Genomic DNA, 20,946 nt, shown 5'->3' on the forward strand with positions numbered 1-20,946 from the left:
CTCAGTGATGACACGCGACGCAATCGAGCGTGGCTTTCCTTTCAGTGTGGCAATCGACGCAGAAGCCCATGTTGATTTCCTTCACCGGCACGACGCGATCCATCGTTTGTACCGGACCGTGACAGCTTTGGCATTCGATGCCGGCGTGGATATGAGGCCTATGCGTGAATCGCACAAAGTCGGGAAGCGTGTAAACGCGGTTCCATCGAATCTCGAACGGAGGCTCGGCGGTGTCGGTCCATGGCCGCGTGACGGGTTCGATTCCTCCGCCGGCGATTCCGCTGCCATGGCATCCGACGCATCGCGCGACCGCCGGGATACCCGGTTCCGACGAACGGCCTGCGTAAGCATGGCAGTACTGGCAGGGGATTTTGTTCACGCCGGCGTGGACGCGATGACTGAACGGAATTGGCTGGACGACATCGGCGCGCGGCAACCACGGACGCTCGGAAACGCCGATCGAGGCGATGCCCAGGACAATCAGCATCAGAGCGAGCGGCAGCATTATGCGGTTGAGGTTCATGACAGATCCGCCCCGGTATCCAGAGCCGCTTAATACAAAACAGGACCGCGCGCCACGCGGGTCATGTTAAAATTTCTAACAATACGATCGATCTGATTCAATCAAATTTAATACTTGGGGTCCTGAGTTCAAGCTTGACCAGCGAGAGCGGAAATCATGCTCGCAGAGAATCACGAGGGCGGGTGGTTTCGACCGGTCTAAAATTATGTTATGTAAGTGCGAATTACCCATCGAGGCTCTTTCGACAAGGTGCAAATCAAAACTGCCTCCCGGCTCGACCTCCTGCCGCCGTACCTGTTTGCGGAACTCGACCGCCTGAAAAAAGAGGTCGCGCAACGGGGGATCGACGTTATCAGCCTCGGAATCGGCGACCCCGACCTGCCGACGCCGCAACACATTATTGCGAGTCTCAAGCGCGCTGCCGACGATCCGAAGAATCATCGCTATCCCGACTACGAAGGTCTCGAGCAGTTTCGCAACGCTGCCGCCGACTGGTACCGACGCCGCTTCGGCGTGAGCTTCGATCATCAACGCGAAGTGTGCGCGCTGATCGGATCGAAGGAAGGCATCGCGAATTTTTCGACCGCGATCGTCAATCCGGGCGATATCGTGCTGATCCCTGACCCAGGCTATCCGGTTTACTACTCGGGGTGCGTATTCAATGGGGGCGAGCCGTATTTCCTCACCCTGAAGAAGGAAAACGGTTTCATGCCCGACCTGGCTTCGATTCCGCCGGAAGTCGCGCGGCGCGCGCGGATGCTCTGGCTGAATTATCCGAACAATCCGACGGCGGCGACGGCCGAGTTATCGTTCTTCGAGAATGCGGTCAAATTTTGCTTGAAAAACGACATCATCCTCGCGCATGACAGCGCCTATTCCGAGATCGCATACGACGGTTATCGATCGCCGAGTGTCTTCCAGGCCGCAGGCTCGCGCGAATGCGCGATCGAGTTCCACTCGTTGTCGAAGACCTTCTCGATGACGGGATGGCGGGTCGGGTTCGCAATCGGCAACGCGCAACTGGTCGGCGCGCTCGGTAAGGTCAAGACCAACTGCGATTCAGGCGTGTTCCAGGCGGTGCAGGAAGCGGCAATCACCGGCCTCGAGGGCGGCGACGGCGACAGACTCGCGGAGTATTGCGCGATCTACAAGGAGCGGCGCGACGTGCTGGTCGGCGCACTGCGCAGGCTGGGGCTCGAGTGCGACTCGCCGCGCGCAACCTTCTACGTCTGGACCAGGGTTCCCCAGGGCTACACCTCCGTGTCATTCACTGAACGCATGTTGAAGGAAGCCGGCATCGCAATCACGCCAGGTTCCGGTTTCGGTAAGGGTGGTGAGGGATACGTTCGCTTCTCGCTGACGGTGTCTAGCGAACGTTTGAGAGAGGCAGTGGACCGACTAACAGCGCTTCGGTTTTAACGGCGAGGATGCCCAATCGGGCTTTCATCGGAATAGGCAGTAACCTAGGCGATCGAGCCGCCAATTACCGCGAGGCGATTCACCGGATCGCAGCGATCCCGGAAACGAGGGTTGTGCGCCAATCCTCGATCTACGAAACGGAACCGGTCGGCGATCTGAAGGGCGCGTTCTTGAACGGCGTGATCGAAGTCGAGACCGAGTTGCCGGCCGAGGCGATGATGCGGCGGCTGCTCGCGATCGAGAAAATCATGGGCCGCAAGCGTGTCAAGGGCAACAAGCCTACGCGCGCAAAGTACCGGCCCCGTATAATCGATCTCGACCTGCTGTTCTTCAACAAGGAAACGATCGATACGCGACTCGTCAAGGTGCCGCATCCGCGGCTGCACGAACGGCGCTTCGTGCTCGCGCCGATGAGCGAACTCGCGCCCGCATTGATTCATCCGAAGCTGAACGCGTCGATTTCGGAGATGCTCGCGGGACTGAAATCGCCATTCCGCGTCACGCTGGCGCGCGCGGATCTGCTGCGGCCGCAGCCCAAACGCGGCGAAACCGTGAAGTGATCGGATCGGATTGATGCGTCGGGGTAGCCGATTCGCGCGTTGCATTCGATCGACACCCACTGTCTGCGGCCAGGCCATCTCCGTCATTTCGAGCGCAGCGAGAAATCCCGGATCCGGGTTCCCTCGTCGCAAGGCTCACTCGGGATGACACGGAACGACCGCCGTCAGCGCATCCATCAATCGAGCGCCGCAGAGGGTGCTCGCGCTGAAAAGAGTAAGTTGCTCCGATGAAAAAGCGCGATGCGGAAAAGACCGCGATCGTTACCGGAACCAGCCGCAAAATCGGAATCGCCGCATTCTTGCGCGACTGAATTTCGACTTGTCCGGTTTCCGCAAGTGTCGAAGGCCGCCAGAAGTTACTTCGTGTACATTTTGTCGAGTCCGTCCCGCACGCTTTACGTCGGCGTCACCAATAGTCTCGAGCGACGAGTCTTCGAACACAAGGACAAAGCCGTGCGTGGCTTCACGGCGCGCTACAACATCAGCCGTTTGGTGTATTTCGAAGAGTTCTCCGACCCCGGGAGTGCGATCAGTCGCGAGAAGGAGATTAGAGCTGGCGGCGGGAGAAAAAGATAAACCTGCTCGAGGCGATGAATCCGAATTGGGATGATCTCGCCGCGGAATGAATTGCGAAGGTGACCCTCGATCGCAGTTCACCCGCGCGGCATATCCGTGTCATTCCGAGCGACGTCTTCACAGCGAGGAATCCCGGATCCGGGATCCCTCGTCGCTTCGCTCGCTCGGGATGACACGGAGGTGTTCGTGGACCCTTCGCGGCTCTCGATCAATGTCTGGCTCAGAATCAGCAGTTCCGAATCAGGCGAGGTTCGGCGAAGAGCGCCAGGCGGGCGAGAAGCGTGCGCGATGCATGAATTTGCCGCGGCCGCGGCGCGCCTGCTCCTTGCGATCGACGACGATCGTCTCGCCGCGCGACAGTGTCATCGTGGGCCAGCCTGTGATTTCGAATCCTTCAAATGGATCGTAGTCGGATCGCGAATGCATCTCGCCGCTCTTGATGATGACCTTGCGATTCGGATCGAAGATCACCAAATCCGCATCGGCCTGTTCGACGATCGCCCCCTTCTGCGGATACATCCCAAAGATTTTGGCGGGATTGGTCGCGACCAACTCGACCATGCGCGCGAGAGTGATTCGTCCTTTAACCACACCCTCTGAAAAAAGCATCGGCACCAGCGTTTCCAGGTTCGACATGCCAGGCACGATGCGCGTGAAGCGATCCGCGGCGAGTTTGCGCTCGAGCTTCCAACTGCAATGATCGGTCGCGACGACATCAACGCTGCCGTCGGCGAGCGCGGTCCAAATCGCGTCGCGATTCGCGGCGTTGCGCAGCGGCGGATAGCCGACATACTTGGCGCCTTCGGGTTCGAGGAAGCGCTCCTCGGTCAAATACAAATAGATCGGTCGCGTTTCCGTGAGCACAACTTGGCCGTTCGCGCGCGCGCGCCGGATGTCGGCGATCGCGTCGCCGCTCGACAGGTGAACGAAGTAGGCCGGCGCGTTCGCCAGTTCGGTCATCGCGAGCGCGCGACGCACGGCGGCCGACTCGGAGAGCGGCGGACGGCTCGCACCGAAATGCGCAACGCCACTTTTGCCAGCCGCGAGCAGGCGCTCGGTGCAGAATCCAATCAGATGCTCGTCCTCGGCATGGATCGCGAGCAGCGCCCCGCTTTCGCCGGCGACCCTGAACGCGCGCAGGTAGTCGCGCGCGCGAGCCTCGAATCCCTGCATCATGAAAATTTTGAAGCTGGTGACGCCGCGTTCGACCGCGCGCGGTATTTCGGCGATCGCCTCGGGCGAGGGATCGAGCAGGGCAATATGAAATCCGTAATCGATGATCGCCTTGCCTGATGCCTTCGCGCGCCATTTCTCGACCGCCTGCTCGAGCGTGCCGCCGGCCGCCTGAAATGCGTAGTCCACGATCGTGGTGACGCCACCAGCCGCCGCGGCGACAGTTCCCGACTCGAAATCATCGATCGTGCTGGTATTGAACATCTCGGCGTCGAGATGCGTATGCGGATCGACGGCGCCCGGCAGCAGCAGCATCCCGCGCGCATCGATCGTGCGCGCCGCCGGCTCGAGCGTTCCGCTCGGCGCTATCTGCGCGATTTTGCCGACGCGGACGCCGACGTCAGCCGGCCCTACGCCCGACGGTGTGACCGCAGTTGCGCCGACGATCGCGAGATCGAGCATGGTGGAAGCTCCAGGCTATGAACGTTTGCGACGAAGGCGCGGGGCGGCGCGACGTTTGATGCGGCGTCCGCGAACGCCTTTCAGCGGGCGCAGCTTTCTTGGCGCCGGAGATTCGACTTCAACGTGATCGCCGAGCGCCGCCAGCGTAAAGCGCGAAACTTCGGGCGGGCAGTTGATTCGAATCCGCACCCAGAACGTGCCCAGTCCGCGATTCGTGTAGATGAAAAAATCTTCGTAGCGGTTGAGGCCCGAATAGAACTGCTTGCCGATGCGCAGTATCGATTTGAGCGGCGAGCCATAGTACGGAATCCGCACAACGCCGCCGTGCGTATGCCCCGAGAGCATCACGCCCGGCTTCAGATGACGCGTGTAGAGCGCCGTATCGGGATTGTGCGCGAGCACGATCGAGCAATCGCCGGTTCTTACGTCGGCGAACGCGCGCGCGGGTTCGGCGCGGCGCGACCATAAATCGTCGATGCCGACGACGACGATTTTTTCACCGCGCAGCGCCAGGCGGCGGCTTTCATTCGCAAGCACGTCGGCGCCGGCGCGCTTCAGCGCGATCGTGATTCGCTCGGCCGACGACCAATGATCGTGATTGCCGAGAATCGCGTACACGCCAAGCTGCGGGCTGAGATCTTTCAGCGCGTCAGTGAATGCGCCGAGATAGCGATGCATCGTGTCGGGGCCGGAAAAATAGTCGCCGGTCAGGAACACGAAATCGGGCTGCTGCTGATTTATACAATCGACCGCGGCTCCGAGGCGTTCGAGGTCCTCGTCGCGATCGACGTGGAAGTCGCTGATCTGGCACGCGACCATGCCGGCCATCGCAGTCGGCAATCCGCGCACCGGCAGCGATACTTCGGAGACCAGAATATTGTCGATGGTTCGCCGCCACATCCGATGGAGTGGGCGAAGCGCAAATGGCGGCTTCGCGCGCGCGATCGGGTCGAGTTCTGGCAACGGAGCGTCGTTGCTTGATATTTCGATTAACTCGGCCGTGGACATCGGATCATTGATACTAGAATACTTCCACGAGCCTGCGAAAGGTGGGCAACTCGATAATTCGATCCTTGGCGTCGAGGAGTTCCTCGTCCTCGAGATCCCATGTGTGCGCGTGCGGAATAAAGACCGCGCGCAAGCCCGCCCGCACCGCCGGATTGATGTCCGAGCGCGGGCTGTTGCCAATCATGAACGTCGCCGACGAATCGAGTTCGGCGTCGCGCACCAGCCGCAGATAGGCGTCCACGTCCTTTTCGCGCGGCGTCTCGACCCGCTCGAACAGCGGCGCGAGTCCTGAGCGATGCAATTTTCGCAATTGCTCATCGCGCTGCCCCTTGGTGAACATCATGATGCGATGCCGCGCGGCGAGCTGCTGCAGAGTCGGCCCGACATCCGGCAGCAATTCACAGTGGCGCTCGATCAAATGAGTGCCGATACGGTCGAGCGCTATCTGGAGGCGATGGTGGCCGCGCGGAGCGAGCTCGGCAACCGCGTCCTGCAGGGCGACCATGTAGGGTTTGCGCCCGTAGCCGTGAGTCTGGATACGCTTCAGTTCGGCGGTACGGACTGCCGCATGAATTTCTGCGCGCTCCAGGATCAGGCCGCTGTCGCGGAGCGCATCGCAAAACGCGTCGAACGCTTCGAGAAAATGAATATTCGAATCCCAGAGCGTGTCGTCGGCGTCAAAGATGAGATTCAGAGTTTGTCCCGGTTCAACAAGCACCATTCGGCTTTTAGAATATGCGCCCGCCACAGAGCGGGCAATTGACTACTCACTGAGGTTTCGCGCGGTAGCGGCCATCGCGGCAGGCAGAATCATCAGCGCGCCGGTCGAAGGATTGCGCCCGACATACACCTCGGTTTCGTAAACGCGCCGCAGATGATCGGCGGTCAGAACTTCGGCGGGCGTGCCGTAGGCGACCGTCGCGCCATCCTTCAGCAGCAAGACGCGGTCGGCATAGAGCGCCGCGGCGTTCAGATCGTGCATCGTGGCGACCACCGCCATCCGGCCTTCGCCGCACAGCTCGCGAAAGCGCGTGAGAATTTCGGCGACATGCTTGAGATCGAGAAACGCGGTCGGCTCGTCGAGCAGCGCGACGCGCGGCTGCTGCGCCAGCGCTCGCGCGAGAAAAGCACGCTTGCGTTCGCCACCCGAGAGTTCCTGGATGTGGCGGCCGGCCAGATGCGCCAAGCCGAAGCTATCGAGCGCGGCGGTTGCGATTTCAAGATCGCGCGGACTCTCGAAATGGAACGCGCCAAGATGCGGCGCGCGGCCCATCAGCACAATCTCGAGCACCGTGAATCGGAACGCGACGGCATTTTCCTGGCCGACCGACGCGATCGTGCGCGCCAGTTCGCGGCGATTCATCGATGCGATCGGACGGCCGAACAGCTCGACGCTGCCCGAGGCCGGAAGCATCGAGCCATTCAGCACTTTGAGCAGCGTTGATTTGCCCGCGCCGTTGGGACCGACGATCGCGAGCATCTCGCCCATCGCAACTTGCAGCGATACTCCGTGCAGCACCGGCACGGCTGGGTATCCCGCATGAATCGCGCTGGCTTGCAGCGCGATTGCGGATGCATCGGAATGCGCGCTCATAGCGAGAGCGGGCGCCGTCCTTCGCGCCGCAGCATGAAGATAAAAAATGGACCGCCGCACAGAGCGGTGATCGCGCCGACCGGAATTTCAGCCGGCGCGATTGCGACGCGCGCGACGAGATCGGCCGCAACCATGAACGCCGCGCCGCCGATCAGCGAAGCAGGCAATAACAATCGATGGTCCGCGCCGAACGCGAGGCGCAGCATGTGTGGAACGATCAGTCCGACAAACGAGATGATTCCGCTGACCGACACCGCCGCGCCGATCATCACCGAGGTCGCGATGAAAATCGTGCGCCGCAAACGATCGACGTCAACGCCAAGTTCCGCCGCCGATTCATCGCCGAGGCTCAGCAGGTTCAGGTCGCGCGCGTGAAGCATCAAGACCGCAAATCCGGCGAGGCCGAGGCCGGCGACGATTTCGACTTCGCGATACGTCGGCGCTTCGAGACTGCCCATCAGCCAGAACAGGATGCTGTGCGCGTAATAAAAATTGACGACGCTGTTCACCAGCATGATCGCGGCGCCCCAGAAGGCGTTGAAGATCACGCCGACCAGCAGCAGCGTGAACGGCTCGAGTTGTCCATCGACCAGCGCGAGCCGATACACCGCGACGGTCGAGAGCAGCGCGGCGCCGAATGCGCATAGCGGGACCGTCGCTTCGCCGCCACCGATTTGCGCGAACATCACGAGCGCCACGATCGCGCCAAGTGCGCCGCCGCCCGAGATGCCGAGGATTCCGCCCTCGGCGAGCGGATTGCGCACCAGCGCCTGCAGCGCCGTGCCGACCGCGGCGAGCACCGCGCCGACCGCGATTCCCATCAGCACTCGCGGCAAGCGTGCCCCGTAGAAGATTGCGTGATCGGGACTAGCGGAATCGCCGAACGCGCGAATCAAGCTGATATGTGCGCTGCCGAACGATACCGCCACCAGCGCGGATACGATCAACAGGATCGCGAGCGCGGTGAGCACCGATACGAGGCGCGCGCGCGTGAGATGCGCCGGCTCGACGCTCGCCGAATCGCGGCGGAGTGGCGGCGTCGTCGATGCGCTCGTCGCGCTCACTTGCCATTCTCCGCGACGCTGCCAAACGCCTCGGGATGAATCATCCGCGCGATCATTTCGAGCGAACGCCCGACGCGCGGCCCCGAATGCAGAATCGGATCTTGCGGATATCCAAACACGCGATGCCCGCTGACGGCGGGGATCGTCTGGTACTTCTCCCAGAAGTGGCTCGGCGACCTGGGGTCGTTACCCATCGAACCGTCGAGAATCACTTCGGGGCGCATCGCGATGATGTATTCGAGGCTCAGTTGCGGCCATTCCTGACCCGAGACCGCCGCAATATTGTCGGCGCGCGCGAGCTGGAGCAGTTGATTCAGAAACGTGCCGCGACCGACCGCGACGATCGGCTGATGCCCCACCAGCATCAGCGCCCGCACAATCCGCGACGACGCGAGACGATCGCTGACCAGCGCAACCTGCGCGCGAATCCGCGCGACGAGATCGCGAGCCTCGTGCTCGCGGCCAACTCGTGCGCCGACCGCATCGATGCTCTTTTCGATTTCACCAAGCGAAGCGTCGCTCACCAGCAGCACCGGATAGCCCATCGAATTGAGCGCGCGGATTTCGCGTTGATCCGACGACAATCCAAGACCGATCACCAGCGTGGGACGTAGCGCGATAATCGCTTCAAGATTTGGCGTCAGGAACGAGCCGACGCGCGGGAGCTTTCGCACTTCGGCGGGATAATCGCAATACTGCGAGACGCCGACGACCTCGGGGCCCGCGCCCAGCGCGAACAGCGTCTCCGTGACCGATGGCGCGAGCGACACGATTCGCCGCGTCGCGGCGGCATCCGCCGACGCCGCGAACGATAGTGTGCAGGCAATAATCGCGGACACGCCCGCGGCTCGAATCCAGGTCACCTCGCGAAACTACCTGATCGCGTCTGCGCGGTTAAGCATCCGCGGCCGAGTTGCATCGGCGCGCCGCGCTCAACTAGCCTCGTGAGCCAGCAAAGGAGCACGAACCGTGTTGAAAATTGCCGTGTGCATAAAGCAGATCCCGCTCGTCGAGGAAGCGAATTTCGACGCTGCGACCAAAACTATCAAGCGCGACGGGCCGAACGTGATCAGCGCGTTCGACTTGCGCGCGGTTTCGCTCGCGATGGAATTGAAGGGGCGCCACGGGGCCGAGAATACCGTCATCACGATGGGACCGCCGCAAGCGCGCGACGCGCTGAACGACGCGCTCGCGATGGGGATGGATCGCGCGGTGCATCTCGAGGATCGCGCGTTCGCCGGCGCGGATACCCTCGCGACTGCGCGCGCGCTGGCGCTCTTTATCAAACGCGAAAAATTCGATCTCGTCCTGCTCGGCAAATATTCGCTCGACGCGGAAACCGGACAGGTCGGCCCGGAAATCGCCGAACTGATCGGCGCGGCGCAAATCACCGGTGCGCGCAAACTCAATATCGACGGGCAAATCGTGACGGCCGAGCGCGAAAGCGACGAAGGTTTCGATGAAGTCGAAGCAGCGTTGCCGGTCGTGATCACGTGCGCCGAGCGCGTCGCGCAACCGATCAAGGTCAAGCCCGGCGCGTCCGATGAAGCCAAGAAGAAAACCATCTTCGCCGTGCGAGCGTCGGAGTTAAGCGGCGATCCGAAGGAGTTCGGACTCGCGGGATCGCCGACCTGGGTGCAGGAAGTTCGCATCGTCGAGACGCCAAAGACCGAATGCAAATTTATCGACGCGAGCGATCCGGAGCGCGCGGCGGCCGAGGTGATCGCGGAACTCGAAGCGCTCGGCGCGCTCAGTCATCGCGAGCACAAACGCCGGCCAGTCCAGGCGATTCGGCGCGCGGACAAGCGCGGCGCGGATCTGTGGGTCGGATGCGAGATCGATCTCGAAGGACGCATCACGCGCGGCACGCTCGAATTGCTCTCGCGCGGCGACGAGATCGCGTCGCGGCTCGGCGGCGCGCTTATCGCGTTCGGTTTCGGCGGGGCGATCGTTCGCCACGCCGGATTGCTGACGAGTTTCGGCGCCGACAAAGTGCTCGCGATCGAGCATCCGGCGCTCGAGCCATACACGCCGGAAACCGCGGCCGAAGCCGCGGCGACGCTCGTCAAGCTGCACGCGCCGTGGGGAATTTTGCTCGGCGCGACGGAGCGCGGGCGCGATTGGGGACCACGGCTGGCGGCCCGGCTCGGACTCGGGCTTACCGGCGACGCGATCGATATCGAACTCGACGCGGAGAATCGGATGGTCGCGCTGAAGCCCGCCTTCGGCGGCAATATCGTTGCGCCGATCTATTCGAAGACTTTTCCGCAGATGGCGACCGTGCGGCCGGGCGTGCTCGAACTCGCGGCGCCGTCGGAAAAAAAAGAAGCCGAAGTCGAAATCGCGCGGCCGGAAATCAGCGCGCCGAAAAGCCGGCTAATCAAGGCGCACTCGCTGCTCGATACCTCGATCGTTCCGCTCGAAGGCGCCGAAGTGGTGGTCGGAATCGGCACCGGCGTCGGCGGTCCCGAAGGCGTCGCGCAGGCGTCGGCGTTTGCGCGAGTGCTCGGCGCCGGGATGTGCGCGACGCGGCGCGTGACGGATCAGGGTTGGGTGCCGCGCCAGTTGCAGGTCGGGCTCACTGGCAAGTCGATCGATCCGCGGCTGTATATCGCGATCGGCGTGCGCGGTGCGCCCAATCATACCTGCGGACTGAAGCGCGCGCAGACAATCGTCGCGATCAACAACGATGCGGATGCGATGATTTTCGCGCGCGCCAATATCGGACTCGTCGCCGATTGGAACGCGGTGCTGCCCGCGCTCCAGGATGCGTTCCAGCGCCGGTTGGAGTAGGGGTCGCGCGTTGCTGATTCAGACTTCCGTCGCGCCGTTCGGATGAAATCCGGCCGGCGCGACCACCCTCACCTGCCTCGTCGCGTGCCGCGGCTTCGACTTCCTCTCCCGCAACAAAGCGGGCGAGGGAAGATCGGCGGGCGCCGGAGATGTTGATATCGTCAGACCTGGATTTCGTAGAGCACTGAAAACGCGTCGTCGATCGGCAATCGCCGGAATTTCGAGAAGCCCGCCGCCGCGACCAGTTCGCGCGCCTTCGCTTCGCCCATGCACGCGCCGATTCCCGCGCCGCCGTGCGCGAGCGACACCGTCATGCAGTAGAGCGTGCTCATCGAGTACATCATGCGCCCCATCGGGTTGATGTTGTCCTCGAGATTCGACGACACGTTCACTTCGACCATCAGGTAGGTGCCGCCCGGCTTGAGCGCGCGCCGGATCGACGCGAGCAGCGCGCCCGGATCGACCGAATCATGCACCACATCGAAGGTTGAGATGAAATCGAATTTGGCCTCGGGCAGTTTCGTGCAATCGACGACGTCGAACTTGATGCGCTCGCCGACGCCCGCAGCTTTGGCATTGGCGCGCGCGCGCTCGACCGATCCCGGATGCGCATCGAAGCCGTGCGCCTCCGTCTTGGGGAACGCCGACGCGATCGCGATTGCCGCGCGGCCGCTGCCGCATCCAACGTCGAGCGCCGTGCCGCCCTCGGTTAATTTCGCGACGACTTGCGGCATCGTCGGCAGCCATTTCCGCACCAGCCGATCGCGATACATCGAAGCCGACGATCGCTCCATCGCCTCCCAGGTCTCGGCCGGATATTCGCTTTGTGGAACACCGCGGCCGTTCTTGAACGATTGCATCACCTTGGGCGCGATCGACATCTGCGGCACGATCATCTCCATAAAGCCGCCAGCGAAGAATGGCGACTCTTCCCGCGCCAGCACCATCGCGTGCTCCGCCGGCATCGTGTAGGTCTTCGCCGCCGCGTCGTAGATCACGTAGCCGGCCGCCGACATCGCGCTCAGCCACTCGCGCAGATAGCGTTCGCTGAGTCCGGTGCGCTCCGCGAGCCCCGCGCTGGTCACGGCGCCGGCGTCGGCGAGCGTCTTGAAGATATCCAATCGATCGCCGATGTAGCTGAGCGCTCCAAACATCGCGGCGCCGATATCGGTGGACACCTGCTGCGAGAAGTTTTTTATTTTGCCCCAATCGAGCTGCGATTTTTCGTCGGCCATTCTTTTCTCCTTCGCGAACGGTCGCAGTATCGCGCAAGATTCGCGGATTCGCTACTGGATCGGATCGGCGTCCGGCTCTTCCACGAGAGCATCGGCGTCGTCCGGCAGCTCGTCGGCGGGCTCCTCCGATTGCTCGACGTCGGGCGTTTTCGGTTCCGCTTCGCGGCGATCGAAAAGGCCGAGTTGTTGCGGCGGGACCGGCTCCGGATCGGGCACGAACAGGCCCGGCCGCGCGATGAACGGCCGGAATTTCTCGAGCAGGTCGGCCAGCTTCAACTGGTAGTACTCGATGTTTTCGTCGGGTTGCGCCGGGTCGTATTCAGTCGCCATCTTCGCCGCGATATTCACCGGTACGCGCGGCCCGCGCCCGCTCACGTAGTAGGAAATCTGATCTCCCGCCAGGTACGGACGCTCGGCTTTCATCGCGAGTTCGTAGGCGGCAGAGAGATTGCGCTGCTTGCCGCCGATTTTTCCGCGATACACCTCGAGCGAGTCGCGCAGCGTCTCGGTTTTCATCAGGTCCGCGATTCCGATCTCGCGCCGCGCGAGCCGCTCGCGATAATCGTCATGCAGTTTGACGATCTCGCCGCGACGATCTTCGAGCAGATAGTGAAACGTCTCTTCCATGAAGCGGCGCTGAAAACGTTCGAGCCCGCGCGAGCGAAGGCCCGAGCCGCGCACCGTCATCTCGCCCGACGCGTCCTGCAGGACGTAATTTTTCATTTTGTACGAGAACATCGCAGCGTAGCGGCCGTCGATTTCGAGCTTGATCCCCTCGGGCATGATCGCTGCGACCCGCTCCAGGAGCGCATCTGCGCCGTCGTCGCCGGCGGCGTCGGCCGGCGGCACGAAGTAGATTCCGTCGGTATCGACTTCGATCACCTGCGCGCCCTGCTCTTCCAGTTTCGCGACCGCAAGCTGGATCAATTCGCGTCCGCGCCGCGTTACCGCGTTGGCCTGCTCGAAATCGTTGAAGTGCCCGAGCGAAAAACCGAGATACCCATAAAATGAATTGATCAGAATTTTGAAAGTCTGCTGCAGCGCATCCGCGTTGCGCTGCTCGCCGCCACTCAACGTTCGCGCGAGCGCCTTGGCCTGCACCCGAAAGCTCCGCAAATCGCCGAGCAGCTTGAGAAAAACCACGAGCCGGTCGGCCGCCGGCGCGTGCCGATAAAGCAGCATCAGCGATGGATACAGCGACGTGACGTCGCAGTGCAGTACGCCGCGCGCGACGCCGCATCGCTTCATTTCGGTATAACCGCCGAGCACCGGCGCCGGCGCTGACGGACTCGGGATCGAATGTCCCGCATCGAGGTACGCGCGCATCATAAGCGCGTCGATCTTGGTCGCGTTCCCGCGCAGCACCGCGTTCTGGTACGAGTACGGAAAAATCTGCGCCTGCACGAAGTAGCTGGGCGAGAGCACTTCCGCGAGCGCGCGGGTCTCGCGCGCGTCGTCGAGCGCGTACTCGTAGAGCTTGTCCGGCTCGTGCTCGAAGTACTCACTGATTTTCGACGCGTCGATATAAACGCGATCCTTGCGCGCGAGGCCGAAGTGCAGAGCTAGTTGCTTGAGCCCCAGGCTCTCGAGCTTGCGGCTCGAAATGTCGTAGTGCTGCGCGAGGATCCACGTATCGATGATGTTGCGGCCGGGAATTTCGTAGCGCCGATACGCGATCGATCGTTCCGCGATTTGCAGCCGCGACGCCCGCGCCCGCAGTTCCTTGCCCTCGCGCCCCAGCGCGAGCCGCACGCGATGACGCCGCGCGCGAGTCTCGAGATATTCGAGGTCGAAGCGAAAGAGATTGTGCCCCTCGACCACGTCGGGGTCGCGCTCGCGGAAGATGCGCACCATCTCTTCGAGCATCGCGCGCTCGTCCAGTTCCGTTCCTTTCAGCAGCCGCTCGAAGCCAAGCGAGTCGGTGATTGAAATCGCAATGATGCGATCGCCTTCGCGCGCCGCCGACGGAAATTCAAAGCCGGGCGAAATGTACGTTTCGATATCGACCTGCAGCCGATGCAGTTCGCTGAAATCCATCCCGATGAAGAACGTCGTGCCGGTGAGCATCAGATGCTGCTCGATTGGATCGGCGAGCACGAGGTACGGCGCGTCGGGAGCGTTGGCCGCCTGGTTGGTTACGCTCCGCAGATGGCGCTTGGCCGCCTCCAGCGCGTCGAGCGAATCGAAAGTCACAAGCGTGCGATAGCGGAAGTCGCCGTCGAGTGCGCGCATCTGATGCGGTGGTCTGAGGCCATTCATCAGCGCGGGATTTTCGACGAGCAGAAAGAGCTTCAGCGGACGCCGCTCGCGAATCAGCTTGCCGCCGAGACGGCGGTAGATATCGATCGCATTTTTCGAATCGATCTCCGCCGCCACCACGCCCGAATCGGCGGGGTCGCCGAACAGCAGGCGATTGCTGTAAAACTGCGCAGATATTTCCTGATAGGTCGTCATCGCGATCGCGATCTGTTCACGATCCTGTACTGCAAGCGCCCCGCAGCCACAACGCGCGAGGATTCATCCACGCTTTAGAGCGCGCCCAAATAACTCAATCCGCCGATGAAAATAGCGTACGCCGCGCCGCCCACCATCAGCGTGGGCGTTCCCAGTTCCGCATCGCGCAGATTGAAGTAAAGGATCGCCGACGACACCAGCGCGATCGCGCTGGCCAGCAACTCGGACTGCGATAGATGCCACGGCGAGAACGCCAATCCCAGCGCCACCGGAATGCACGACTGAAAGACCATCGCGCCCGTGATGTTCGCAAGCGCGAGATGATCCTTGCGCTGGCGAATCCAGATCACCGAGTTGAATTTCTCCGGCAGTTCAGTCGCGAGCGGGCTCAGGATCAGCGAGAGCACTCCCGGATTGAGATTCACGTGCTGCGAAAACTCGATTACCTGATCGACAAATTCCTTGGCGCCGACAATGATCAGCCCCAGCCCGACGATCAATTGCGCAGTCACCGTCCACGCTCGCGGATGGAACCCGTCGCCGCGGAATATCGATTCGAAATAGAGGCCGTGCTCGACTTCCGCATCGGCCGCGCGCTGGAGACGGAGCATCATGACGCTGTAGCTGCCGTAAACGATCAGCAACGCCGCGGCGAGGAGGTATCGAATCGCGGGACCCATATGCGTCGTGCCGGCGATCGCGAGGATCAGGAACACCGGGATGAAGAAGGACAGGTCGCGGCGCGCATCTTCGCGCACCACATGCAGCGCGATTCGTCCGCGCCGTTTGCGATACGCGAGCGCCGCGATCCCCATCACGAAGATTGCGAACGTCGAAAGCATCAGCGGCGCCCCGACGATCGCGCCGACGCCGACTTCGGAATGCGCGCCGTGCGAATCGCCGGTCAACAGCGCGATCGCCGGGATGAACGTCTCCGGCAATGCCGTCCCGACCGCGGCCAGCAGGCTGCCCACCGCAGCCTCGGCGATACCGAGTCGATGCCCCGCCCATTCGACGCCGTTGGTGAATAGCTCAGAGCCCGCGAGAATTATGACGAAGCTCAGTGCAAGAATAGCAGCGTGAAGCAGAATGATAGGCTCCAGTCGAAGGTTCGATCGCAATCGCCAGCGCATCCGAGGATATGGTGAGAGGCTCTTCGATTCCAGCCGAATCAGAAGAATCCGCTCGCCGATGCGAAACCTGAAATCGTGCATATAATGTAACTTGCGGGTTTGCGAAGCGCGCAATCGGATGAGATGGCAAGCTCGTTTCGAGGCTGAGGCTCTGCAGCGAGCTCCGGTGACGATCATGGAATTGACTCGGACCCCTCTGATGCTTAAACTTGGTTTTCTGGCATTGCCTCGCTTGCCTTTGTTACCTCGTCTGTTTAAATGAGCGACTCGATACCCGGCATGCGCACGACCTCGCGGCCGACATCTGCGCGCAAAACCGCCTCAACGCCCGCGCGGGACGGAAAAATTAAGAGCATGAAGCAGAAGCACGAAGGCAAAGATCTACAGGGTCTGGTCGATCTCGGCCGCGAACAAGGTTACCTGACCTTCGAGCAGGTCAACGACTACCTGCCGCAAGATGTTGCCTCGCCGACCGATCTGCGCGCCGCGCTGGACTCCTTCGAGGACCTCGATATCAAGGTGCTCGAGGAAGTCCCGGTCGATGGCAACGATTCGGACGTCGAAGTCGAGACCAAGGAAGAGGCCGAGGAAGCTCCCGAACCGCCCGCGCCCGCGCCCGACACGCTCGGCGAATCGTCGGACCCGGTCCGGCTCTATCTGAAGGAGATGGGCAACTTCCAGCTCCTTTCGCGCGAGCAGGAAGTCGAAATCGCGAAACGAATCGAGGCGGGCGAAAACGAAGTCGAAGATGAAGTGCTCGGCTCCCCGATCACGCTCGATTTCGTGATCCGGATGGGCGAGCGGGTCGAGGCTCAGGAAGCCGACGTGCGCGACATCTTCGAGGACGCGGCCGAAGAGCCGTCCGATCCTGACGAAGAGCGCGGCCCTGAAGCCGACGAACGGCAGATCAAGCGCCTGATGCTCGCGACTAAGAAGCTCATCGACGCGCGCGCCAAAATGGAAGCAATCGAGGAGGAGCTGAAGAACAAGCCCGGCCCTCGGCGCCGGCCTCTGCTCGAGAAGAATTACCAACGCTTCCGGGAGCGCGTAATCAAGGAACTGCGCGGAATGCAGCTCTCGCGCCGCCTGATGGAAGCCGTCATCTCGGAGAAGCGCGAATATCTCCGGCAGTATCGCGACTCGACCCAAATCATCCAGCGCTACGAAGAAGCCACCGGACGCTCGCGCACGCATCTGCTCAAAGAAGCCGCGGACGCCGAAGATCGGCGTCACGTCCTCAAGATCAATGATGTCCGCGAAAATCTGCTCGATATCGCCATCAGGATTCGCCAGGCGCAGAAGACGATTCGTGAAATCGAGAAGAAGGCCAAAGCCACTGGCGAGGAATACGCGCGCAAGCTCGAAATTATCGCCGCCGGGCAGGACAAGAGCCGCCGCGCCAAGAAGGAACTGACTGAAGCCAACCTGCGCCTCGTCGTCAGCCTCGCCAAGCGCTACACCAATCGCGGGCTCGGCTTCCTCGATCTCATCCAGGAAGGCAACATCGGCCTGATGCGCGCGGTCGATAAGTTCGAGTATCAGCGCGGCTACAAATTCTCGACCTACGCGACTTGGTGGATTCGGCAATCGATGTCGCGCGCGATCGCCGACCAGGGCCGCACCATCCGCATCCCGGTGCACATGGTCGAGACCATCAACAAGCTGCTGCGCGTGACGCGCCTGCTGGTGCAGCGGCTTGGCCGCGAACCGGGGCCCGAGGAAATCGCCGAGCAGATGGAGATGCCGCTCGACAAGGTGCAGAAAGTGCTCAAAATCGTCAAAGAGCCGATCTCGCTCGAAACGCCAATCGGCGACGAAGAAGAAAGCTCGCTCGGCGATTTTGTCGAGGACGAACTCGCGCCTTCGCCGGTCGAAGCCGCAATCCAGGGCAATCTCGGCGAGCAGACGCGCAAGGTGCTCGCGACGCTGACTCCGCGCGAAGAACAAATCCTGCGGATGCGCTTCGGGATCGGGCAGAAGACCGACTACACGCTCGAGGAAGTCGGCAAACAGTTCGCGGTCACACGCGAACGAATCCGGCAGATCGAGGCGAAGGCGTTGCGCAAGCTGCGCCAGACCGGACGATCGCGCACGCTCGAGGGCTTCCAGGAAAGGGAATAGCCCGGGCTCGAAGAAATCGTCACCCAATCACTGTAGGTACTTGGCGTGCAAATCGAAACGTATCGCATGCCGCCCTTATTCGCGGAGAAGCGACGTCTCGCAGCCCCGCTGAACTACCGGTTCGCAAAACCCTCTCTTATGTTTCAGATTCATCGTTTTCCGAGGGAACGTGAAAGGCTAGGACTGCAACTCGGAATTCTCGGTCCTTATCGTCGGACCGATGAAAGACAAAGCGGAATTCAGTCTCGCGCTTGGATTCCTCAGATCGAACGAAGTTTGGATGTTGAACGGCCGTGTCTGGGATAGTTGAAAGCACCGTTGAAAAGGTTTTGTTCTTACAAAAAATCAGGATTGCCGTCTTCGAGTCCCGCCAAGTTATGTATCGCTGTAGCTGGTCAATGGTGTCCTGAAATGATTTTTGCCCGCGCCAAATCTTGCATTCTGCAACGAACACTGGCCCGTGGAGGCCACCGTCTTCGGCTTGAATCAAAATGTCCGACTTACCGCGAAAATTGAAGGTTTCGCCAGTTGCACGACCCTCATACTGGGCGTTCAGCTGCACAAGGAATAGGGTTCGGAGCGTTTCTTCATCCAAGAGAGCTACAGTGCGCGGACTGCACTCCATGACTCGCGCCATCAGCCACAGGATTTCGAGAATGTCTTCGTATGTGGCGTCCGAAAGCGTTGGATGGGGTATCAAAGCTTTTGCCTTAGAGACCGGCTTGACTAGTTCTGCCCTCTTCCGAACGTCAGGTATCGCATAAGTCCGAGGCGCTCCTTCCCTCTTCTTTAGTGGTATTTCGAGAGCCGCAACCTTTGCTGCTGCCTTTAGAAGCCGCTCACGCCTCGCTTCTATGTGCTGCCGTGCCGTGTCCTTGATCGACTGATTGAAGGTTATTAGGTCTCGGTTTACCTTGTCAGTACACCGTTTCAGCCGATCAATATCGCGCGCTATACGGGCTTTGACACCTGCAGAATCATCATCCGGACGCATTGGGAAATACAAAATAATCGTATGTTCATCTAGTCCAATTTCCGCCTCCTCAGGTAGCATGGCATCCGCTGCCGATGGGGTGCAGTACAACATCGTCGAATTCCCAGAAAAAGGAATCCTCACCCGTATAAGCGTTCCGGTCACTTGTTCAGGCCCTCTCCCGGATACAGGAGGGAATTGAAACTCGTCGTGCTGAAGGGATTGATCCTCGATGTTAACGTCTAAGACATCGTAGGAGTACTTGCGTTCGCAATAGTTACAAAGTTCGTCCACGCTGACATTAAGAAGATCGTCTTGCGGGTACTTGTCTAGTTCCTCACGCATCGCGATTTCTCGATTGCGCAAAACGTCTAGTAGAAGGCAGTCTGAAAAAAGTGTCTTCATACACTCTCGCAGTTACACGCTAAAGGGAGAATCCTCAAGACCCAGTACGAGTCTGCCAAGATAATCGCGTGCTGGATTGAAATCTGCGCCAGTCGCTGATTTAAGACTCTGTTACAGGCGTCGCCGGCGACGGACTTAGCTTACGTGCCAATGCGTCCAAATAATCAGCGAGTGCCATTGCGTGGGCGTCGGCTAGCTGTTCCATCGTGCGGACTGACACCGTGCCGCTTTCCTCGATTCGCCTGAGCTGGCGTTCCGAGAGTCCAGGTATGTCGGTTTGCCTGAGGCCACGATCTTTACGCAGCGCCGCGATGGCCGCTCCATACTCACGGCCGTGCGTCCGCCGGATACGCTGGGCCCGCTTCCGCCAGGTCGGATCGGTGACCGTCCGGAGACCATCAAGATCAAGATGAATATCCGCTGACGGCCACCAGATGAAGCTGCCGTCTTCTGCAATTTCGAAACTGCGTCGCTGCTGAGGTGCGATCTTCCTCAGTGCCGGCATCTGATCGAAACGAACTTCGTACGTCTTCGGCTCGCACGAAACGACGATCAGCCGATCATCTGCGACCGTGGCATACGCAATCAATTCGGCTTGAGCATTATGTAGCCACGCAGCTAGCACGCGATGGGGAACCGACGAGTTGGAATGCGCGAGCATATTGCGGATCGAGCGAAGGCCGGCCCTCTCCAGCATTTGCGGCAGCAACACGGGATCAACATCGGTCCTCACAAAGAGAGCTTGTAGCCGGTGCTCCCGATTCATCTCGCTAACGAATTTCGCCGCTTCTGGCAGGTGCAGCGCTGAGCAAAGCACGAATAGGTGCCGGTACCGGCGCGCCGCCGGCAACGACTTGGACCGCAGGATGGGGAACCCGATTGGAATCCGGCCATCCTTATCGTCGTCGCACCGCACTAGCGCATAGCTGCCATGCTGCCTGGAGGTCATTTCTGAGTGCATACTTTTTGTTCCCATTCCAAAAGGAGAGCAGTCCGATTCTCGAGCACCATCGTCAACAGCTCTCTTTGAACCCTACGCGATGGGCCGTCGCCCCACTTGATGTCGAAGTCCAGCACGCCGTCGGAGCAGCGAAGAAAGTAAATTCGTATTTCCCATTCCCCGGTTTTGTTCACGTGAAAATGGAAAGGAAGATGGTCATTGGAATTGAACCACAGGCTCAGCCCCTCGACCTCTATGCAGGCAACCTTGCCCAACCGTCCTCTACTGTGAATTAGTTATCAGATACCGGCCATGGATACAACGTTTGCGAACTCAGGCTGGCCGCTTCGCGATGGGTGGATTCGATGCGACCCGGGTCAACGGATCGGTCGCTGATGCACAAGTCTCGGTTCGTTCTCTGAATCGGACTCGATCACGCGTGCTGGATTGAAATCTGCGGCGGTGGTTGATTTAAGACTCTGTTACAGGCGACGCCTGGGACGGATCTTCTCC

The 20,946-nt window shown here is 60.9% G+C and carries 18 protein-coding genes; 5 read left to right on the forward strand and 13 right to left on the reverse strand.

The window, feature by feature from the left end; genetic code table 11:
- Position 1 precedes the first annotated feature (1 nt).
- On the reverse strand, positions 2-523 hold the full coding sequence (locus Q7S58_RS13500) for a cytochrome c3 family protein (protein WP_304826458.1): 522 nt from the start codon (positions 521-523) through the stop codon (positions 2-4).
- Positions 524-772: 249 nt separating this feature from the next.
- Between Q7S58_RS13500 and Q7S58_RS13505 the strand changes: the two genes are divergently transcribed.
- From Q7S58_RS13505 to Q7S58_RS22210, 3 genes are all read left to right on the forward strand, one after another.
- Positions 773-1,942: an LL-diaminopimelate aminotransferase gene (locus Q7S58_RS13505; protein WP_304826461.1), complete on the forward strand. Its 1,170-nt coding sequence runs from the start codon at positions 773-775 to the stop codon at positions 1,940-1,942.
- An 8-nt stretch (positions 1,943-1,950) separates the two neighbouring features.
- Positions 1,951-2,502, forward strand: coding sequence for a 2-amino-4-hydroxy-6-hydroxymethyldihydropteridine diphosphokinase (gene folK / locus Q7S58_RS13510; protein WP_304826464.1), 552 nt, complete (start codon positions 1,951-1,953; stop codon positions 2,500-2,502).
- A gap of 240 nt (positions 2,503-2,742) precedes the next feature.
- Entirely contained in the window at positions 2,743-3,078 is a 336-nt protein-coding gene (locus Q7S58_RS22210; protein ID WP_370655516.1) for a GIY-YIG nuclease family protein, read from the forward strand.
- A gap of 240 nt (positions 3,079-3,318) precedes the next feature.
- Here Q7S58_RS22210 and hydA read toward each other — a convergent pair whose 3' ends face one another.
- Genes hydA through Q7S58_RS13540 form a run of 6 tightly spaced genes read right to left on the reverse strand, consistent with a single transcriptional unit; the run spans position 3,319 to position 9,218 of the window.
- The gene (gene hydA, locus Q7S58_RS13515; RefSeq protein ID WP_304826467.1) at positions 3,319-4,713 is read right to left on the reverse strand and encodes a dihydropyrimidinase; all 1,395 of its coding nucleotides are present in this window, start codon (positions 4,711-4,713) and stop codon (positions 3,319-3,321) included.
- A gap of 15 nt (positions 4,714-4,728) precedes the next feature.
- Positions 4,729-5,721: a metallophosphoesterase gene (locus Q7S58_RS13520; RefSeq protein ID WP_304826470.1), complete on the reverse strand. Its 993-nt coding sequence runs from the start codon at positions 5,719-5,721 to the stop codon at positions 4,729-4,731.
- Positions 5,722-5,734: 13 nt separating this feature from the next.
- On the reverse strand, positions 5,735-6,442 hold the full coding sequence (locus tag Q7S58_RS13525; protein ID WP_304826473.1) for an HAD family hydrolase: 708 nt from the start codon (positions 6,440-6,442) through the stop codon (positions 5,735-5,737).
- A gap of 42 nt (positions 6,443-6,484) precedes the next feature.
- Positions 6,485-7,315, reverse strand: coding sequence for a heme ABC transporter ATP-binding protein (locus Q7S58_RS13530; protein ID WP_304826476.1), 831 nt, complete (start codon positions 7,313-7,315; stop codon positions 6,485-6,487).
- Complete coding sequence (locus Q7S58_RS13535; RefSeq protein WP_304826479.1) at positions 7,312-8,379, reverse strand: iron ABC transporter permease; 1,068 nt, start codon at positions 8,377-8,379, stop codon at positions 7,312-7,314. Before Q7S58_RS13535 ends, Q7S58_RS13530 begins: the two co-directional genes overlap by 4 nt.
- On the reverse strand, positions 8,376-9,218 hold the full coding sequence (locus Q7S58_RS13540; protein WP_304826482.1) for an ABC transporter substrate-binding protein: 843 nt from the start codon (positions 9,216-9,218) through the stop codon (positions 8,376-8,378). Before Q7S58_RS13540 ends, Q7S58_RS13535 begins: the two co-directional genes overlap by 4 nt.
- Positions 9,219-9,348: 130 nt before the next feature.
- Here Q7S58_RS13540 and Q7S58_RS13545 point away from each other — a divergent pair, with 130 nt between their 5' ends.
- Positions 9,349-11,172: an FAD-binding protein gene (locus Q7S58_RS13545; RefSeq protein ID WP_304826485.1), complete on the forward strand. Its 1,824-nt coding sequence runs from the start codon at positions 9,349-9,351 to the stop codon at positions 11,170-11,172.
- A 161-nt stretch (positions 11,173-11,333) separates the two neighbouring features.
- On the opposite strand, the gene Q7S58_RS13550 is transcribed toward Q7S58_RS13545, so the two are convergent.
- From Q7S58_RS13550 to Q7S58_RS13560, 3 genes are all read right to left on the reverse strand, one after another.
- Positions 11,334-12,407, reverse strand: a complete 1,074-nt coding sequence (locus Q7S58_RS13550; RefSeq protein ID WP_304826488.1) for a class I SAM-dependent methyltransferase — start codon at positions 12,405-12,407, stop codon at positions 11,334-11,336.
- Between the two features lie 51 nt (positions 12,408-12,458).
- Entirely contained in the window at positions 12,459-14,861 is a 2,403-nt protein-coding gene (locus Q7S58_RS13555; protein ID WP_304826491.1) for a DNA polymerase domain-containing protein, read from the reverse strand.
- Between the two features lie 74 nt (positions 14,862-14,935).
- On the reverse strand, positions 14,936-15,982 hold the full coding sequence (locus Q7S58_RS13560) for a sodium:calcium antiporter (protein ID WP_304826494.1): 1,047 nt from the start codon (positions 15,980-15,982) through the stop codon (positions 14,936-14,938).
- A 291-nt stretch (positions 15,983-16,273) separates the two neighbouring features.
- On the opposite strand from Q7S58_RS13560, the gene rpoD reads away from it, so the two are divergent.
- A complete protein-coding gene (rpoD, locus tag Q7S58_RS13565) occupies positions 16,274-18,115 on the forward strand; it encodes an RNA polymerase sigma factor RpoD (protein ID WP_304826517.1) in 1,842 nt (613 codons plus the stop codon).
- A 136-nt stretch (positions 18,116-18,251) separates the two neighbouring features.
- Here rpoD and Q7S58_RS13570 read toward each other — a convergent pair whose 3' ends face one another.
- The 3 genes from Q7S58_RS13570 to Q7S58_RS22215 form a co-directional block, all read right to left on the reverse strand.
- Positions 18,252-19,433: a hypothetical protein gene (locus tag Q7S58_RS13570; RefSeq protein WP_304826496.1), complete on the reverse strand. Its 1,182-nt coding sequence runs from the start codon at positions 19,431-19,433 to the stop codon at positions 18,252-18,254.
- 160 nt (positions 19,434-19,593) lie between these two features.
- A complete protein-coding gene (locus tag Q7S58_RS13575) occupies positions 19,594-20,442 on the reverse strand; it encodes a DUF2442 domain-containing protein (protein ID WP_304826499.1) in 849 nt (282 codons plus the stop codon).
- Positions 20,439-20,627, reverse strand: a complete 189-nt coding sequence (locus tag Q7S58_RS22215) for a hypothetical protein (RefSeq protein WP_370655518.1) — start codon at positions 20,625-20,627, stop codon at positions 20,439-20,441. Before Q7S58_RS22215 ends, Q7S58_RS13575 begins: the two co-directional genes overlap by 4 nt.
- Positions 20,628-20,946: the final 319 nt, after the last annotated feature.

This window comes from Candidatus Binatus sp. (genome assembly GCF_030646925.1).
Lineage (GTDB): Bacteria > Desulfobacterota > Binatia > Binatales > Binataceae > Binatus.

Excerpts from the sequence above, each read along its gene's own strand:
- Q7S58_RS13520 (WP_304826470.1), bottom strand. The coding sequence starts at position 5,721 with ATGTCCACGGCCGAGTTAATCGAAATATCAAGCAACGACGCTCCGTTG.
- rpoD (WP_304826517.1), top strand. The coding sequence starts at position 16,274 with ATGCGCACGACCTCGCGGCCGACATCTGCGCGCAAAACCGCCTCAACG.
- Q7S58_RS13555 (WP_304826491.1), bottom strand. The coding sequence starts at position 14,861 with ATGACGACCTATCAGGAAATATCTGCGCAGTTTTACAGCAATCGCCTG.
- folK (WP_304826464.1), top strand. The coding sequence starts at position 1,951 with ATGCCCAATCGGGCTTTCATCGGAATAGGCAGTAACCTAGGCGATCGA.
- Q7S58_RS13570 (WP_304826496.1), bottom strand. The coding sequence starts at position 19,433 with ATGCGTGAGGAACTAGACAAGTACCCGCAAGACGATCTTCTTAATGTC.
- Q7S58_RS13525 (WP_304826473.1), bottom strand. The coding sequence starts at position 6,442 with ATGGTGCTTGTTGAACCGGGACAAACTCTGAATCTCATCTTTGACGCC.
- Q7S58_RS13500 (WP_304826458.1), bottom strand. The coding sequence starts at position 523 with ATGAACCTCAACCGCATAATGCTGCCGCTCGCTCTGATGCTGATTGTC.
- Q7S58_RS13530 (WP_304826476.1), bottom strand. The coding sequence starts at position 7,315 with ATGAGCGCGCATTCCGATGCATCCGCAATCGCGCTGCAAGCCAGCGCG.
- Q7S58_RS13575 (WP_304826499.1), bottom strand. The coding sequence starts at position 20,442 with ATGACCTCCAGGCAGCATGGCAGCTATGCGCTAGTGCGGTGCGACGAC.
- Q7S58_RS22210 (WP_370655516.1), top strand. The coding sequence starts at position 2,743 with ATGCGGAAAAGACCGCGATCGTTACCGGAACCAGCCGCAAAATCGGAA.
- Q7S58_RS13550 (WP_304826488.1), bottom strand. The coding sequence starts at position 12,407 with ATGGCCGACGAAAAATCGCAGCTCGATTGGGGCAAAATAAAAAACTTC.
- hydA (WP_304826467.1), bottom strand. The coding sequence starts at position 4,713 with ATGCTCGATCTCGCGATCGTCGGCGCAACTGCGGTCACACCGTCGGGC.